This is a genomic window from Mucilaginibacter sp. (assembly GCF_028287845.1).
Classification (GTDB): Bacteria; Bacteroidota; Bacteroidia; order Sphingobacteriales; family Sphingobacteriaceae; genus Mucilaginibacter.
Map to the genome: position 1 here is coordinate 18,026 of NZ_JAQBOW010000012.1, position 16,923 is coordinate 34,948.

Here is a 16,923-nt window from a genome sequence, read left to right on the forward strand (position 1 = left end):
TAATTAACTATAAAATTAGTTAATTATATGACACTACCAAATACATTTAAATTTTTAACAACATACCATTAGCTTTTTATTTTAATTTTGTCGCAAACGTATCTTGCTACTTGATACTACATACTTGATACTATAAAATGATCCAACTCCTTACCCCCACGCACTGGAAAGATTACGAGCTGATAGATTGCGGCGATTTTGAAAAGCTGGAACGCTTTGGTAATGTAATATTGATACGCCCTGAGCCACAGGCCGTATGGAGCAAGGTTTTGCCCGCGGCAGAGTGGCAGCGGCTGCATCATATTAAATTCAAGGGTCGCTCGGCAACATCGGGCGAGTGGATAAAGAAAAATCCGGCTACGCCTGATAGGTGGCATGTGGAATATAAAAACCCGGAGGCAGCTATTAAATTCAGGCTGGCGCTTACCTCTTTTAAGCATTTGGGTATCTTCCCCGAGCAGGCGGTTAACTGGGACTACATATCATCAAACATTAAAAAATTTAAAACACCCGAGCCTAAAGTACTTAACCTGTTTGCCTATACCGGCGGCGCATCATTAATAGCGAAGGCTGCGGGAGCAGATACAACGCACGTAGATTCGATAAAGCAGGTGGTTACCTGGGGCAATGAAAACATGGAGCTATCGGGCTTGAAAGATATACGCTGGGTGGTTGAAGATGCCCTTAAATTTGTAAAGCGCGAATTAAAACGCGGCAAAAAATATAACGGTATCATCCTTGATCCGCCCGCTTACGGCCACGGACCAAACGGCGAAAAGTGGAAGCTTGAGGACCATATTAACGAAATGATGCGCGATGTTACTCAACTACTCGATCCCGAAGAACACTTTTTAATATTGAATACCTACTCGCTGGGCTTCTCGGCAGTTATTGTAGAGAACCTGATAAAAAGTTCGTTCCCGAAAGTAGAGAACCTGGAAATTGGCGAGCTTTACCTACAAGCAACATCAGGAATAAAATTGCCTCTGGGTGTTTTTGGTAAATTTTATAAGCATAAATAATAGTTTGAATATACCCTATATGATGATATTTGATACAAATATGGTTAAAGATGAGTCTACTTTTGAGCATCCGCACGCCTATTCAACCGGCTTTAAATATGTATTAGTAAACGGCCAGCTAACTGTGGATAATTTTAAACACATTGGTACCAGAAAAGGTGTTATTTTGCATGGCGCAGGATACGTGGCAAAAAATAAATAATAAATAATCAGGTTATACTGATAATAACAACAAAAAACAATCGGGTAAATGAAAAATATATTTCTTTCAACAGTATTATTACTGTCTTCATTAGGGCTTTTTTCTAACTGCGCGCAAAATAAAGCAGGCAGTACAGCCGCTAAAACAACAACAACTGTTGCTACTGCAACGGTTGAGGTCAAAACAGAAGATACTACCACAAAAGTAGTATACCAACCAATAAACAAAAAACTGTATGACTCTTTAATGAAACGGATGGCTCATGGAGATACAACCGGGAAATGGCCCGTTAAAAACACACCTTACCCAATACCCGGCGCTATTTTGCCATTTAAACGTGTAGTAGCTTATTACGGCAACCTATACTCTAAAAAGATGGGCATTTTAGGCGAGTTGCCCCCTAACGAAATGCTGGCCAAATTAAAAGGCGAAGTAAAACATTGGGAAAAAGCAGATCCGCAGGTACCGGTTCAACCGGCTTTGCATTATATAGCCGTTGTGGCAAGTGGCGACCCCGGTAAAGACAAAAAGTACCGCCACCGCATGCCTTTTAAGCAAATTGATACAGTTTTATATTTAGCCAAAAAGGCGCACGCTATTGTATTTTTAGATGTGCAGGTTTCTTTAAGTAATATCCGTACAGAATTACCGCTATTAGAAAAATACCTGATCATGCCTCAGGTTCATTTTGGTATGGACCCTGAGTTTTCTATGAAGGATGGCACCCTGCCCGGCAAAAAAATAGGCACTTATGATGCGGATGACATTAACTACGTATCAAATTATCTTACGGGCCTTGTTAAAAAATATAACCTGCCTCCAAAAATTTTAATAGTACACCGTTTCACCAAGAAAATGGTAACTAACTATAAAAACATTAAACTTCATCCCGAAGTTCAATTGGTAATGGATATGGATGGCTGGGGCGAACCTGAGCTAAAAGAAGGTACCTGGCGCTATTTTATATATAGCGAACCGGTACAGTTTACAGGCTTTAAGCTTTTTTATAAAAATGATATTAAGAAGGCCCCGCACCACATGTTAACTCCCGAAGAAGTGCTAAAGAAAAAGCCTTATCCTATGTATATTCAATACCAGTAATGGTATGAATCATAAAAAAAGCTCCTTGAAAAATCAAGGAGCTTTTTTTATGGCTTGTTATTTATTTATACAGTAGGCTTAGCTGTAAATATGCTGGTATAATATTTAAAGTAACCAATACATAAAAACACGTTCAATATAAGTACTGCCGAACCAATAGGTACACCATAAGGGGCCAGCATAGCATGGAACAGGAAAATATTTATTGTAATAGGTAAAAGTACCAGTAAAAAGAACGCGGTAAACCGGTTAAGCAGCAAAAACAAACCGCTGGTAATTTCAACAACTTTTAAAAATTGAAAAAAATAACCCGAACCATATAAACCGCCAGAGAACGCGGCTGCGGTCGGGCTCATGGCAGGAGGTTTAACATGCAAGAAGTCATAGAAAAAGTTAATACCAAATACCACGAAGATAAGGCCCAGTAATATCCGGGCAATTAATACTGCAATTTTCATAATAAGTTTTTTAAGTTTATTCAAAACTTAGCATTTAAATCGACAAAATCAAATGTTTAAACACATATTTTTAAACTAAACTATCTTACCTTCGTTTAAATATTATGCACATACAGAAAATAACATTTGGCAGTGGGTGTTTTTGGTGTACCGAAGCCATATTTCAAACACTAAAGGGTATAAAGGCAGTAACATCCGGTTATATGGGTGGAAAAATTAAAGATCCAACCTACGAACAAATTTGTACAGGCGATACCGGTCATGCCGAAGTGGTTGAGGTAGAATATGATGCTGATGAAGTTAGCTTAGACGAATTGTTGCTTATTTTTTTTAAAACGCATGATGCTACCAGCTTAAACCGCCAGGGGAATGATGTGGGCACGCAGTATCGCTCTGTCATATTTTATCATACCGACATGCAAAAGCAGCATGCCGAAGCCATGATAAAAAAACTAACCGATGAGCAAATTTATAACAAACCTATTGTTACTGAAATAAGCCCGGTTGGCGAGTTTTATAAAGCCGAGAATTATCATCAAAATTATTTTGCCGATAATTCAATGAAACCGTATTGTGCCTTTGTGATACAACCCAAGCTAAATAAGTTTGCCAAAGAGTTTACCGGGAAAATTAAACCGGAACTATTATAATATTACCCGGATAAGTAACTCATACATATTAAGTTTTTGTAAACTGTTAGCTTTGGTGTAAATCAATCTGTATTTTTGATTCATGCACTACAAAGCCATGAATCACAAATCAATACTCAGTTTTACTTTCCTCATTGTATTTGCCTTACAGGCATCTGCGCAATTACCCGGCAAAATAGAACAAACCGGGCAAATGCTTTTACCTAACGGATGGAAGCTAAGTCCGGCAGGCAGCTCACTACCTTTGGGCGATCTGCCTTTAAACATACAGCTTTCATCATCGGGGAAATTATTGGCTGTTACCAATAATGGCCAAAGCACCCAATCTGTTCAATTAATAGATCCTGTAAACCAGAAACTGCTGGATGAAAAGGTAGTTGGTAAATCATGGTACGGGTTAGCTTTTAGCCATGATGAAAAAATGCTGTATGCATCAGGCGGTAATGATAACTGGATAATGGCTTTCCATATCCAAAACAATAAAATTGGCAAGGCCGATACCATTAAATTAGGTTTACCATGGCCAAAAAATAAAATTTGTGTTACGGGTATTACTGTTAACAAAAGTAATACACTACTGTATGCCGTTACCAAAGAGGATAGCTCTTTGTATATTATTAACCCGGTAACACATAACATCCAAAATAAAATTAAACTGGCAGCCGAGGCTTATAGCTGCGTATTATCGCCTGATGACAGAACATTATACATATCTATTTGGGGGGGCGAACAGGTTAGCTTATTTAATACCGTTACAAAAAAATTAAGCAATATTAAGGTAGGCAGCCATCCAAACGAGTTATTATTAAATAAAAAAGGCACCCGTTTATTTGTAGCCAATGCTAATGACAACTCTGTATCTGTTATAAATACCGGTACCAATAAAATTACCGAAGTAATTTCTACTTCACTTTATCCAACAAAATTAACGGGTTCAACTACAAACGGGTTGGCATTGTCTGCTGATGAAAAAACATTATATATAGCCAATGCCGATAATAATTGTTTGGCGGTATTTGATGTTAGCAACCCCGGGAATAGCCAAAGCCGCGGCTTTATTCCCGTTGGCTGGTACCCCACGAATGTAAAAACGCTGGGTACTAAAATACTGGTAGCTAATGGCAAAGGGTTTACTTCTATGGCAAATCCTAACGGACCGCATCCTCTAAAAAGGGCAGATAACAGCAGTTACCAAAAAGGAGCGAGGGATGCAAAAGAACAATACATTGGCGGGCTGTTTAAAGGCACTCTCTCTTTTATTGATATGCCTAAACCAGATCAGCTTAAAAGCTATACAAAACAGGTTTATGCTAATACGCCTTTTAATAATGAAATAGCAAAAATAGCACCCGGAGAGATAGGTAACCCTATCCCGCGCAGCCGTGCAGACAAATCGCCTATTAAATATGTGTTTTATATTATTAAGGAAAACCGTACTTACGACCAGGTTTTGGGCGACATGCCTAAAGGCAGCGGCGATACTTCGTTATGTATTTTTGGCAATAAAGTTACCCCAAACCAACATGCTATAGCCAACGAGTTTGCCTTGTTAGATAATTTTTATGTGGATGCTGAAGTTAGTGCCGATGGCCATAATTGGAGCACCGCCGCATATTCAACCGATTTTATTGAAAAAACATGGCCCACCGGTTATGGGAATCGCGGGGGCAATTATGATTCGGAAGCTGAGCGCGAAATAGGTAATCCAAAAGATGGTTATATATGGGATTATTGTAAACGTGCCGGCGTTAGTTACCGTTCTTATGGCGAATTTGCCGCATACGATAAAGCTAATATCAAATCTTTACAAGGTCATATTTGCGTAAAAACACCTGGTTTTGATTTGACCATAACAGATAGATACCGAGAAGAGGTATGGGCACATGATTTCGACTCGCTTCTGCGCATAAATGCTGTACCCCGGTTTAGCTCCATTCGTCTGGGTAATGACCATACCAGCGGACAAAAAAAAGGAGCTATATCGCCTATTGCGGCTGTAGCTGATAACGACCAGGGTGTAGGAATGCTTATTGATCATCTTTCAAAAAGCCCGATATGGAACGAATCGGTAGTATTTGTGTTGGAAGATGATGCACAAAATGGGTCTGACCATATTGACGCTCACCGTTCGCCAATATACATTGCCGGCCCTTATGTAAAACGCGGGGCAATAATACATGGCATGTATTCAACTTCGGGGGTGCTGCGCACAATGGAACTTATACTGGGCCTGCCGCCAATGAGCCAATATGATGCCGCGGCTATGCCGTTATTTGATTGCTTTACCACTAAGCCTGATTTTACCCCATACAACGTAAAACCTGCCGAAGTTGATGTAGAAAAACGCAATGTTGCTGTTAACCAAAGCAGTAAGCGCTCGGCATTATTTGACCTGGCAGACGAAGATAAGGTGCCCGATCTGGAACTGAATGATGTAATATGGAAATATGTTAAAGGCGAAAACGCCGTAATGCCGGCCCCAAGGCGCAGCGCATTTGTAATTTTAGAGCAAAAAAAGAAACATGATGATGATTGATGTGTTATTATGAATACCTTTAATAGAAACCATCACCATCAATGACAATTATAGAAAACAACCTTTTTAAAATAGCAATCCGTGCACAGGGCGGAGAATTAGCATCATTTTATAACAAAACAACTAATGTAGAACATATGTGGCAGGCCGATGCTACTATATGGCCATGGCATGCGCCCAACCTGTTCCCTATAGTTGGCGGATTAATTAATAACCAATTGTTTGTTGATGGCCATACCTATGAATTGCCAAGACATGGATTTACCCGCACCTCTGAATTATTGTTGATCTCTTCTAATGAACAATCAGCTTGGTTTTCTTTGCCTTATTCCGAAAAGACATTAGCTAAATATCCTTATAAATTCGATTTTCAAATTCATTACGACCTAATAGACGATGCTTTACGCGTAACCTATAAGGTTATTAATTTGGATAAAAAACCTATCTATTTTTCGGTTGGCGGGCACCCGGCCTTTAATGTTCCATTTAATAAAGGCGAGGATTACGAAGACTATTATTTAGAGTTTGAAGCCGATGACAAATTAATAACACACCAATTATCTGCTGATGGCTTTTTTAATGGGGAAACAGCCCCGGTTCCTATAAAAGTGAAGAAACTTTTTTTAACGCGGGATCTGTTTAATAAAGATGCTTTAGTATTTAAGAACCTGCATTCACGGATGGTAACCATTAAAAGCACGCAGCATGATCAAACGCTTACCGTTGAGTTTCCGCATTTTAATTATTTAGGACTTTGGGCAAAACCCGGCGCCGATTTTGTATGTATTGAACCCTGGCTGGGCTGCGCCGATACCGAAGGGGCGCATGTTGATATGAGCAAAAAAGAAGCTATTCAAAAATTAAATGTAGGTCATGTTTTTGAGGCGGCATTTTTTATAAGTATGTAAGCAGACAGCCTTACGAAGTTTTAAAAACTTCGTAAGGCTGTAGGATATTAAAACAACCCCAACTGCCCTTTATCGTCTATATCGATATCATCCGGGTTGGTTATCTCAAAATCTATTTTTTTAGCTGGTGATTCCACTGATTCTTCGGGTGATTCCTCCGATTTGTCCTGTGATTTTTCCAATTCCGGTATTGGTTCAGTTGGCTGTTCAGCCACCGGTTTTGGCTCAGGAATTTCTACTTTGAGTTTTGCAATTGCTATCGGTGCCGGTTCTTCAACAACCGGCGGTTCCTTATCTGCTACTACTTTATCTTCCGGAGTTATAACAATTTCTGTATCTGCAACAGATTCCGGTTCGGGGTCCGGTACATCTTCCGCGTCATCATGTTCTGCTTCCAGTACCACACTTTGAATGATGTGAACAGACAGGCGGTTACCCATCGCTTTCATACCTTTAATATCTATCAGGTCGGCCAAATTAAGCTCAACAGTTTCAGGAGTTTTAGCTGCGCCTTTCAACTGCTCAACTTTTACAATAGCTTGCGATGCGCCAGATATTAATATCATTTTTGATCCGCTCTCTTCACTAATAATACTGGTTTGCTTACCTATTGCCGTATTCTCGAAAGCAAATCGCTTAATCAGGTAGTTTTTTGATTTACCATCATAATGCACAACCGAGTAAACTTTTTCAGGGTTATACTTTTCTATTACCACCATCTTATCATCAAAATGGTTGTTCAGATCAAAGCTGGTTAATTCGTAAATCCCATTCGAAAAAACAGTTAGTATACGATCGTCGCCATCAAACTCGCCCAAAAATTTACCGCGCGAATCAACATTTAAACGTTTTAAAATATCATCATACCAAATCTTTCTGCCTGCAAGGGTTGACAAGCCTTTGCTCTTTAACAGTATCTTTTTAACCGGGTATTTGGTAATAATATTACCCATAGAGTTACGGCCCTTTATGGCAAGCTGCGCAAAGTCTTCATCAAACTGTAGTTTCTTTAGCTTGGCATGCGGTTTCAACTGCACATTCACTACTTCGGCCTCGCCGTTAGGATTGGCAGAGAAGTACAGCACTTTAGAGCCTTTGCTCCCTTTGGTCAGATCGTATTCCTTATCGCGGGTTACGCCGGTTACGGCAAAGCGTTTAATATAACTTACGCCGCTTTGGCCGTCTTTATATATCATGTTATACACCGTACGCTCGTCGTTCTTTTTAAATACGGCTACGTGAATGATCTCTTTACCAACAAAAATCTTCTCCTGCACCTTGGTAATAATACACCTTCCATCTTCACGAAAAACTATGATCTCGTCAATATCAGAGCAATCGCCCACAAATTCATCTTTACGCAAGCCGGTACCAATAAAACCATCCTCACGGTTAACATATAGCTTGACATTAGCCAATGCCACTTGCGATGCCTCTACCCTATCAAAAGTGCGCAGTTCGGTTTTACGTTCGCGGCCCTTTCCGTATTTCTCTTTTAGTTTTTCAAACCAATCTATGGTATATTCAGTAAGATGTTTCAGGTGATTTTTTACCGTCTTTATCTCGTTTTCCAGGTTCTTTATTTGCTCATCCGTTTTCTTCACATCAAAACGGGTAATGCTACTCATTGGTTTATCAATAAGCTTTTTATAATCTTCATCTATTATCGGGCGATAAAATTGCGGGAAGAATGGTTCGAATAATTTATTCAATACCACCAGCACCTGTTCAAAGTTTGCAGAACTTTCGTAATCAGGGTGTTTGTACATCCCTTCCTGGATAAATATTTTCAGCAATGAGCTAAAAAATATCTTTTCCATCAGCTCCTTCAACCTTATCTGCAGCTCCTGCTTAAGCAGTTCGCGGGTGTAATGTGTGCTTTCTGTAAGCATGTCATTCACACTCATAAAGCGTGGCTTATCGTCCTGTATTACACAGGTATTTGGCGATATGGAAACCTCGCAATCGGTAAAAGCATACAACGCGTCAATAGTAACATCAGGCGATATACCCGGCGCTAAATGGATAACTATTTCTACATGCTGCGCTGTGTTATCCTCTATCTTCTTAATCTTGATCTTGCCCTTATCATTGGCAGATATTACGCTATCAATTAAACTGCCTGTAGTAGTAGTAAAAGGTATCTCGGTTATAGCCAGGGTTTTTTTATCACGCTCTACAATTTTTGCGCGTACGCGGATACGGCCTCCACGCTGCCCATCATTGTAGGCAGATGCATCAGCCATACCACCGGTAGGGAAATCCGGCAATAAATTTGGCGTTTGGCCGCTTAATACGGCTATTGACGCATCCAGTAGCTCAATAAAATTATGGGGTAATATTTTGGTTGCCAAACCTACGGCAATACCTTCGGCACCCTGTGCCAATAGCAACGGGAACTTAACCGGCAGCGTAATAGGCTCCTTATTACGGCCATCATAGCTGGCTTGCCAAACGGTGGTGTCGGGGTTAAAAACAACTTCGAGCGCGAACTTTGATAAGCGCGCCTCAATATAACGCGGCGCGGCTGCCGAGTCGCCGGTTACCGGGTCCCCCCAGTTACCCTGGCAATCTATCAGCAGGTTTTTCTGGCCTATCTGCACCATAGCATCACCAATCGACGCATCACCATGGGGGTGATATTTCATGGTATTACCAATAACGTTGGCCGCTTTATTAAAACGCCCGTCGTCCATCTCTTTAAGCGAGTGCAGTATACGGCGCTGTACAGGTTTTAAACCATCATTTATATGCGGAACGGCACGATCAAGAATTACATAAGAGGCATAATCAAGGAACCAGTTTTCGTACAGCCCGTCAAGCGAGGTAACATTATGTATTTTTTCTTCGTTGTTAGCAGGTATGTCGTTTTCGTTCAGGTCTTCACTCATTAGTAACAAAAAAATTTAGATGGATAAAGATAGGGATATGTGCAGATATGCAGATGTGTGGATGTGCAGATTTTATGCACATAATGCAACCGTTTTGTTATTTCGCCTCAAACTTCAATGTATTTCAAAGTTAAAAAAATGAAATTGTAATTATAACGATATTCGACAACAAACAAAATCCTAAAAACGCAAACTATAATTACTCCTTTCTCATCTCCCTTATCATCACATTGTAGGACCATTTACGAAGCATCGCATTTACGGTATTTACTATGCGCTTATTGCGCGTTTCGCTGGTCTTGGCTTGTTCTATCCATTTAAGAAAATATTCCCGGTGTGATTTTGCAAGGCTATTAAAAAATTCCAAAGCTTCAGGTTCAAAATCAAAACACTCCTGCAAATCATCGGGCACGTTAAATTTATAATCTTTATCTTCTTCCAGCTTTACCTGCAGCATAGCGCCTGCATTTTTATGTATGCCTTTTCTTATATCTGCCTTAAGCGCCATAATAAAATTGCCCTCGCCCATGGGCATTAATGCCATACCTTTTACCGTCATACCATCTAGCATACCACGTACCCTGAAGGATTTTTTGCTACCCGGTTTTAATTGCTGCGCTAAATCTGCAGGAATTTCAATATAGCTCCACCCGGTTTTTTCGCCCTGTTCTGCAAACTGTAAAATGATGGTATTGAACTCAATCATGCTATAAATATCACTCAAATATGCTTATGGTAAAAATAGGGCAAATGTTAAGTTTTAGTTAAGTGATTAATAAATATATTATTTTTTGTAACGTTTCGAATGCTGGTGCTGTCCTATGGATATAAAATAATTAACCAAAAAACTCTAATATTATGAAAACTTTAAAATCAATTATGCTTGGTTTAGCATTACTAGTTGCTGGCACAGTTGCCAACGCTGCAAATAAACCCACTCCGGCTGCATTAACAAAAAATGAAGTCTTAAATATTTATATAAATGCAGTAGTACACGGTAAAACAGAGGGCCTCAACGAAATTTTGGATGATAACATTCAATACATTATGACCCGCGGCAGCAATGTAACTACTTTAAACAAAAAACGCATCCTTGCATCTTTTAAAGCATCAGAAAACATTGAGCAGGACTGTAAATATATTACCACAATAATTGAAGATACCAGAGAGGGAATGATTGTAAAGCTAGAACTGCAATATGGTGGTTATGTACGCACTAACTTGATCACTATTTCACTTAACCGTCCGGACTGGAAGATCACTAAGATCGAAAACGTACCTTCTTAAATTTAGTTTAGTTTTATTTATATGGCTGGGGGCTTCCGTTTTGCGGAGGCCTTTTTATTTAAGTTATTTTATATAATCCTGCAAAATAACCTGCCATCTATCATAACCCTTATTATTTAAGTGAAGCATATCTTTTTTATACAGGGATGAATCGGGCATCATGGTTTGCGGGTTTAACACCGTAGTGGCTACATCAATAAAATAGGTTTTGGGTTTTGTACTGATGTAGGCCTTTATCAACTTATTAGCTGTTATAAAATCAGCCGAGTATTTTAACCTGCTCGGGCTTTCTTTGATAGATAAATAATAAAATTCAACATCCGGCAATTGTTGCCTTATCATATCGTATATTTTGGTGAATAAATCGAACACAGATTGAGGCGTTTTACCGCTGACAGCAATATCATTCTCGCCGGCATATAAAAATATTTTACGCGGATGATATGGAAACAATACGTAAGGCGTATAATAAGCTACCCACTGTGACAACTCTGAGCCCCCAACCCCGCGCTGAATTATTGGCGCACCACTAAAACGCTGCTGCAAATCACTCCATAACCGTATAGATGAAGCACCTATAAACAGTATGCCGTTGGGCTTTGGAAAATTCAGGCTATCCTGGTGCTTGTAGGCACGTATCTCCGCATCGTAAGGGAAACCCGTTTGCGCGTACAGTTTTGTACAAAAAACCAAAACAGTTAAAAGCAGCGTTAATTTTAATTTCATAATCTTTAAGTTAATCTGTCTTCAAAAAATAAAAACGGTAAAAAACTTTCTATACCAAGGGTTACCCAAACAGGGCCGTCTTTACAAAATAGTATTGTTTTTATAGGCTTATTTTGTTTCTTCTCATACTCGGCTATTACCTGCAGGCAAGAGCCGCATGAAGTTACCGGTTTATTCAGGATAAACTCATCTGTATGTGCTGTTACGGCCATACTTTCTATTGGGTCATCAGGATGATTGGCACCCCAATAAAACAGGGCAACCCGCTCTGCACATAAACCTGATGGATAAGCTACATTTTCCTGGTTACTGCCATGTATTATTTTGCCGCTTTGCAATTGTAATGCTGCGCCTACCCTAAACTTTGAATAGGGGGAATGCGAGTTTGCCATCGCTTTAACCGCTTCATTGCATAAGCTTTGGTCGGTTGTATCAAGCTCCTCTACGGAAGCAAATTCCTGGAAATTTATTTTTATTTCGTGGTTAGTCATTTAGCCTCATCTGCCTCTTTAGGAGAGGGTTCTTTTTTAAGTTTATAAAAAGCAATTCCCCCGTCCTTTAAACGAAGCGGGGGAAACAAGATAAGTATTATTTATAATAAGTAACTACAATAGGCAATACTCTTTTTTATTCATTACCTTTTAATGCAAGGATCCTGGCAATCCTCAAATCTTAAAAATCAAAGCCTAACTCGCTATCGGCAACTCATCCGCGTCATCAACAATAGTTGGATTAACCGATTCGTCATCTTTCTCTACCCGCAGGTTACCAATGATATGTTGCTGCCTTGCGGGGGTGTTTTTACCCATAAAATATTCCAGCAGGCCTTTAATATTTGCATCTTTTAATATAACCGGGTCAAGACGGATATCCTTACCTATAAACAGCCCAAACTCATCCGGTGATATTTCACCAAGCCCCTTAAAGCGGGTAATTTCAGGCTTAACTCCCAATTTAGCAATGGCATTTCTTCGCTCCTCATCGCTGTAGCAATAAATAGTTTCCTTTTTATTACGCACGCGGAATAGCGGGGTTTGCAAAATAAACACATGTCCGGCTTTTACAAGGTCAGGGAAAAATTGCAAAAAGAACGTCATCAGCAATAAACGGATGTGCATACCATCCACATCGGCATCGGTAGCTATTACTATATTATTGTAGCGCAATGCATCAAGGCCATCCTCAATATTAAGGGCGTGTTGCAGCAGGTTAAATTCCTCGTTCTCATACACTACCTTTTTGGTTAGTCCGTAGCAATTAAGCGGTTTACCTTTTAAGCTAAATACGGCTTGCGTTTGCACATCGCGCGATTTGGTGATAGATCCGCTGGCCGAGTCCCCTTCGGTAATAAACAGTGTTGTATCCTGCTTACGCTCATGGGTATCATCAAAATGCAGCTTGCAATCGCGCAGTTTACGGTTGTGCAGCGATGCTTTTTTGGCGCGGTCATTCGCCAGTTTTTTAATACCAGCTATATCCTTACGCTCACGCTCTGATTGCATAATGCGTTTTAATAGCGCATCGGCGGCTGAAGGGTTTTTGTGCAGGTAATTATCTAATTCTTTCTTTACAAAATCGCCAATAAAAGTGCGGACAGACGGCCCTTCCGGACCAATGTTTTGTGAACCCAGTTTGGTTTTTGTTTGCGACTCGAACACCGGCTCCTGTACTTTTATAGCGATTGCCGATACAATAGATGCCCGTACATCAGAAGCATCAAATTCTTTTTTGTAAAATTCACGAATGGTTTTTACTACCGCTTCGCGAAAAGCCGCCTGGTGCGTACCGCCCTGTGTGGTATGCTGCCCATTTACAAATGAGTAATATTCTTCGCCATATTGCTGCCCGTGGGTCATGGCAATTTCTATATCCTCGCCTTTTAGGTGGATGATAGGATAACGCAGTGTTTCAACATCTGTATTCTTGGTAAGCAGGTCATACAGCCCGCGCTCCGAGAAATATTTTTGATTGTTAAAATTAATGGTCAGCCCAGAGTTTAGGAACACATAGTTCCAGATCATGCTATCTATAAACTCCGGAATAAAATGGTAATTCCTGAAGATGGTTTCATCAGGATAAAAGTTTATGGCAGTGCCATTGCGTTGTGTGGTTTCTTTTTCCGGCTCGTCTTTTATTAATTCGCCTTTTTCAAATTCGGCAATTTTGGTACGGCCGTCCCGGTATGATTGTACAACGAATGACGTTGAAAGCGCATTAACCGCCTTGGTACCTACACCATTTAGACCTACAGATTTTTGAAACGCCTTGCTATCATATTTACCACCGGTATTAATTTTTGAAACACAATCTATCACCTTACCCAATGGAATGCCGCGGCCATAATCGCGCACGGTAACTTTATGGTCACTTATATTGATCTCGATAGTTTTGCCCGAGCCCATTACAAACTCATCTATCGAGTTATCTACTATTTCTTTCAGTAATACATATATCCCGTCATCATAAGCCGAGCCATCGCCCAACTTGCCAATGTACATCCCGGGGCGCAGGCGGATATGTTCTTTCCAATCAAGCGACCGTATACTATCTTCACTATAATTTACTGCTTCTGCCATGTTTTATACGTGTATTTTAAATATGGAGACAGGGAGCCTCCTTAAAGCAAAAATAAAGTTTAGTACCCGAACTTCTAATTCAAATCTGTTAACTTATCAACATTGTTGTTGAAGATTGAAGATTAGAGGTTAAAGATTAGTTGAATGTCTGATTTTTAGAATTTCGTACTAATCTTTAATTAACTAATCTTCAATCTTTAATTAACTAATCTTTATTAACCAATCTTTACGCCCCTACTTAAACTTAAGGCAATTACCGGCCTTGTTCAGGTTTTTAAAAAAATCTGGGCCTTTATCGTTAGTAAAACAAATAGCCATAACTGTGCCCATTTTATTTTTTTGGAGCATAATCAATAATGCATATTTATAATGCTTGGTAATTAACGAGTCGTTAAGGTTAAACAGGTAAGTAGCACCTGCATCGGCATTATATCTATCCAGGATATATGGTGGCAGTGTTCTTTTAAGATAGATATTTTCGGATGTAAAGGCCGATATCTGGTCTTGTGCCAGGCTCAAATATAAAGAGTCGGGATTGGTTACGTGTATATTTTTATCATTTAAAAACTTTTCATCTTCTTTTTGAGTGTTGATACGGAACCATATCTCAAAATCGACACCCGGAATTTCCATCGCATAATCAAAAGGGAAGTTTTCGGTATCAACGGGCTTGATCTCTTTAAACCCTTCGGGGAAAATAAAGTTTAGGTTTACCTCACCCACTGAATTATAGAAATTTTTAAACTGACCCTTTGCAGCAGGTTTTACCTGTGCAAACGCAGGGGCAACCAGCCATAGCAACAACACAACAAACAAGAAATGCTTAATACTTTTTGTGATGGCGGTCATTCTTTATAGAATTTTTAAAATGCGAGGTTTAGAAATTATTGCATTTATCATTAAAAATAAAAAATATTATAATATAAATTTAAAAAATAAACAATTAGGTTAATTGCGTGACCAATTTAAAGCAAATATTCAATTATCCTCTTCTGCGGGTCAAAGGGTGCTAACTGATCCAGGCCCATTGCATTTATAGCATCTTCAATGAGTTTACCTTCATTTGCCGTTTGTGGCTCGCCCTGTTTAAGCCGAAAATAACTACCTGCGTCCAGCATAGCTTTTAACGGTATCATGCCTATTAATTCGCTACCGGTTATATTAATACCATGTTCATTTGCCTTGGCGCTGACTTCGTTAAATACAATATGTATGGGGGTTGCTGTAATGTTTGTTAAATTCATAGACACCTGGGCCATGCCATATTCTTCAATATACCAGCCAATGGCTTTAACGTATTTTAACGTACCCTGGATACGTTGCTTACCATTTTCATTTGTAACAATTTTACCTGTTTCGCGCACCTCGCTTGCTATTTCATTTGCAATAGTAACCGACTGTGTATCCAGGTTAATATTATAAGCTATTAAAAAATCACGCGCGCCAATTACGGTGGCCCCGCGTTGGGCATCCATTTCGGCGGGACCAAAATCGGGTTGCCAGTTGGGCAGCTTTATTTTTTTAAAAAACCCTTCATATTCTCCTGCCCTTATAGCTGCTAAATTGCTGCGCGCTTTATTGGGCTGAGCGTGCTCATATAAATAAACCGGTATCTGTAAATCTTCGCCTACGCGCTTTGCCAATTGTTTAGCGTATAGGGCAGTTTCATCTAAAGTGATATTACTGATAGGTATAAGCGGGCATACATCTGTTGCGCCCATCCTTGGGTGTTCGCCTTTTTGGGCGCGCATATCAATTAGCTCGCCGGCTTTTTTTATAGCCAGGTATGCCGCTTCTATTACTGCTTCGGGCTCGCCGGCAAAAGTTATTACGGTACGATTGGCCCCTTTGCCCGGATCAACATTTAACAATTTTACACCTGTAACCGAACCGATCTCGCCGGTAATACTATTGATGATGTCATGATCAACACCCTCACTAAAATTAGGCACACACTCTATTATCTGTTTCATATATGGGGTTGCAAATTTAGGTTATTGTTTTTAAAAGTGTATGTGCCTGCACCTATATACCCCCGCCCGGACCATCCGAACCGGGGTGATCCTACCTGATCCCACCTGGTCCTACCTGGTACCTGGTCCCAATGTCATTAAGTTAAGAGCACCCCATTGGGGTTCAAGTTCGGTAGAAGAACAAATTCCAACGAAATGCCGTGCCGTCAGGTACGGAACTTCGCCGATTGTTGCGTACCTGATGGCACGCCAAATGATTTTATATGACGTTTTCTACCGACGTTTTGCACCTACAGCGCATTTTTTTAATAATCTCCCTTAACTTAATGACATTGTACCTGACCCCACCTGATCCTTTAAAAAGTTGACAAATCTACTCAGTTACCCTCTTTGCCGCTTGCGGAAGAGAAGGTCGCGCACAAAGTGCCACGGGGTGAGTCAACGGCACGCGTCTAACTAATTATCAAATATTTATAAAAATATTTGGCAATGTAAAATCATTAATTACATTTGCAGTGTACTATTTAACTAATACACTAATGATCAAAATATCGCAGTTAACTTTTGGGTACGGCAAGCAAAAATTATTTGAT

Annotated in this window: 15 protein-coding genes; 7 read left to right on the plus strand and 8 right to left on the minus strand. The window is 39.8% G+C overall.

Annotated elements, in window-relative coordinates:
* The first annotated feature begins 137 nt into the window (after positions 1-137).
* The 3 genes from JWP71_RS01255 to JWP71_RS01265 are packed head-to-tail and all read left to right on the plus strand — an operon-like array spanning position 138 to position 2,325.
* Positions 138-1,022: a class I SAM-dependent methyltransferase gene (locus tag JWP71_RS01255; protein WP_299496194.1), complete on the plus strand. Its 885-nt coding sequence runs from the start codon at positions 138-140 to the stop codon at positions 1,020-1,022.
* A 19-nt stretch (positions 1,023-1,041) separates the two neighbouring features.
* Positions 1,042-1,224, plus strand: coding sequence for a hypothetical protein (locus JWP71_RS01260; RefSeq protein WP_299496196.1), 183 nt, complete (start codon positions 1,042-1,044; stop codon positions 1,222-1,224).
* Between the two features lie 48 nt (positions 1,225-1,272).
* Positions 1,273-2,325 carry a hypothetical protein gene (locus tag JWP71_RS01265; RefSeq protein ID WP_299496198.1) on the plus strand — a complete coding sequence of 351 codons (1,053 nt, stop codon included), beginning with the start codon at positions 1,273-1,275 and terminating at the stop codon, positions 2,323-2,325.
* Positions 2,326-2,390: 65 nt separating this feature from the next.
* Here JWP71_RS01265 and JWP71_RS01270 read toward each other — a convergent pair whose 3' ends face one another.
* Positions 2,391-2,783: a DoxX family membrane protein gene (locus JWP71_RS01270; RefSeq protein WP_299496200.1), complete on the minus strand. Its 393-nt coding sequence runs from the start codon at positions 2,781-2,783 to the stop codon at positions 2,391-2,393.
* A gap of 104 nt (positions 2,784-2,887) precedes the next feature.
* Between JWP71_RS01270 and msrA the strand changes: the two genes are divergently transcribed.
* The 3 genes from msrA to JWP71_RS01285 all read left to right on the plus strand — a co-directional run bounded on the left by msrA (position 2,888) and on the right by JWP71_RS01285 (position 6,877).
* Entirely contained in the window at positions 2,888-3,433 is a 546-nt protein-coding gene (gene msrA, locus JWP71_RS01275) for a peptide-methionine (S)-S-oxide reductase MsrA (RefSeq protein WP_299496203.1), read from the plus strand.
* A gap of 97 nt (positions 3,434-3,530) precedes the next feature.
* Complete coding sequence (locus JWP71_RS01280) at positions 3,531-5,969, plus strand: beta-propeller fold lactonase family protein (protein ID WP_299496206.1); 2,439 nt, start codon at positions 3,531-3,533, stop codon at positions 5,967-5,969.
* A gap of 41 nt (positions 5,970-6,010) precedes the next feature.
* Positions 6,011-6,877: an aldose 1-epimerase family protein gene (locus tag JWP71_RS01285; RefSeq protein ID WP_299496208.1), complete on the plus strand. Its 867-nt coding sequence runs from the start codon at positions 6,011-6,013 to the stop codon at positions 6,875-6,877.
* A gap of 47 nt (positions 6,878-6,924) precedes the next feature.
* Here JWP71_RS01285 and JWP71_RS01290 read toward each other — a convergent pair whose 3' ends face one another.
* Together JWP71_RS01290 and JWP71_RS01295 are read right to left on the minus strand one after the other, a co-directional pair.
* Positions 6,925-9,768 (minus strand): DNA gyrase/topoisomerase IV subunit A, encoded by a 2,844-nt coding sequence (locus tag JWP71_RS01290; RefSeq protein ID WP_299496210.1) that lies wholly within the window; start codon positions 9,766-9,768, stop codon positions 6,925-6,927.
* A gap of 199 nt (positions 9,769-9,967) precedes the next feature.
* Positions 9,968-10,474: a YdeI/OmpD-associated family protein gene (locus JWP71_RS01295; RefSeq protein ID WP_299496213.1), complete on the minus strand. Its 507-nt coding sequence runs from the start codon at positions 10,472-10,474 to the stop codon at positions 9,968-9,970.
* A gap of 152 nt (positions 10,475-10,626) precedes the next feature.
* Between JWP71_RS01295 and JWP71_RS01300 the strand changes: the two genes are divergently transcribed.
* Complete coding sequence (locus JWP71_RS01300) at positions 10,627-11,055, plus strand: hypothetical protein (RefSeq protein WP_299496216.1); 429 nt, start codon at positions 10,627-10,629, stop codon at positions 11,053-11,055.
* 63 nt (positions 11,056-11,118) lie between these two features.
* Here the strand turns inward: JWP71_RS01300 and JWP71_RS01305 are convergent, their stop codons facing one another.
* The 5 genes from JWP71_RS01305 to ftcD all read right to left on the minus strand — a co-directional run bounded on the left by JWP71_RS01305 (position 11,119) and on the right by ftcD (position 16,330).
* Complete coding sequence (locus JWP71_RS01305) at positions 11,119-11,781, minus strand: GDSL-type esterase/lipase family protein (protein ID WP_299496218.1); 663 nt, start codon at positions 11,779-11,781, stop codon at positions 11,119-11,121.
* 5 nt (positions 11,782-11,786) lie between these two features.
* Complete coding sequence (locus JWP71_RS01310; RefSeq protein ID WP_299496220.1) at positions 11,787-12,272, minus strand: cytidine deaminase; 486 nt, start codon at positions 12,270-12,272, stop codon at positions 11,787-11,789.
* Between the two features lie 195 nt (positions 12,273-12,467).
* Entirely contained in the window at positions 12,468-14,357 is a 1,890-nt protein-coding gene (locus JWP71_RS01315) for a DNA topoisomerase IV subunit B (protein ID WP_299496222.1), read from the minus strand.
* Positions 14,358-14,591: 234 nt separating this feature from the next.
* Entirely contained in the window at positions 14,592-15,206 is a 615-nt protein-coding gene (locus tag JWP71_RS01320) for a hypothetical protein (RefSeq protein WP_299496225.1), read from the minus strand.
* Positions 15,207-15,322: 116 nt separating this feature from the next.
* Positions 15,323-16,330: a glutamate formimidoyltransferase gene (ftcD, locus tag JWP71_RS01325; RefSeq protein WP_299496227.1), complete on the minus strand. Its 1,008-nt coding sequence runs from the start codon at positions 16,328-16,330 to the stop codon at positions 15,323-15,325.
* Positions 16,331-16,923 lie beyond the last annotated feature (593 nt).

Bases quoted from the DNA above. Each gene is read 5' to 3' on its own strand.
- JWP71_RS01295 (WP_299496213.1), bottom strand. From the start codon at position 10,474: ATGATTGAGTTCAATACCATCATTTTACAGTTTGCAGAACAGGGCGAA.
- JWP71_RS01300 (WP_299496216.1), top strand. From the start codon at position 10,627: ATGAAAACTTTAAAATCAATTATGCTTGGTTTAGCATTACTAGTTGCT.
- JWP71_RS01315 (WP_299496222.1), bottom strand. From the start codon at position 14,357: ATGGCAGAAGCAGTAAATTATAGTGAAGATAGTATACGGTCGCTTGAT.
- ftcD (WP_299496227.1), bottom strand. From the start codon at position 16,330: ATGAAACAGATAATAGAGTGTGTGCCTAATTTTAGTGAGGGTGTTGAT.
- JWP71_RS01270 (WP_299496200.1), bottom strand. From the start codon at position 2,783: ATGAAAATTGCAGTATTAATTGCCCGGATATTACTGGGCCTTATCTTC.
- JWP71_RS01265 (WP_299496198.1), top strand. From the start codon at position 1,273: ATGAAAAATATATTTCTTTCAACAGTATTATTACTGTCTTCATTAGGG.
- JWP71_RS01305 (WP_299496218.1), bottom strand. From the start codon at position 11,781: ATGAAATTAAAATTAACGCTGCTTTTAACTGTTTTGGTTTTTTGTACA.
- JWP71_RS01290 (WP_299496210.1), bottom strand. From the start codon at position 9,768: ATGAGTGAAGACCTGAACGAAAACGACATACCTGCTAACAACGAAGAA.
- JWP71_RS01280 (WP_299496206.1), top strand. From the start codon at position 3,531: ATGAATCACAAATCAATACTCAGTTTTACTTTCCTCATTGTATTTGCC.
- JWP71_RS01320 (WP_299496225.1), bottom strand. From the start codon at position 15,206: ATGACCGCCATCACAAAAAGTATTAAGCATTTCTTGTTTGTTGTGTTG.
- JWP71_RS01255 (WP_299496194.1), top strand. From the start codon at position 138: ATGATCCAACTCCTTACCCCCACGCACTGGAAAGATTACGAGCTGATA.
- JWP71_RS01285 (WP_299496208.1), top strand. From the start codon at position 6,011: ATGACAATTATAGAAAACAACCTTTTTAAAATAGCAATCCGTGCACAG.
- JWP71_RS01260 (WP_299496196.1), top strand. From the start codon at position 1,042: ATGATGATATTTGATACAAATATGGTTAAAGATGAGTCTACTTTTGAG.
- JWP71_RS01310 (WP_299496220.1), bottom strand. From the start codon at position 12,272: ATGACTAACCACGAAATAAAAATAAATTTCCAGGAATTTGCTTCCGTA.
- msrA (WP_299496203.1), top strand. From the start codon at position 2,888: ATGCACATACAGAAAATAACATTTGGCAGTGGGTGTTTTTGGTGTACC.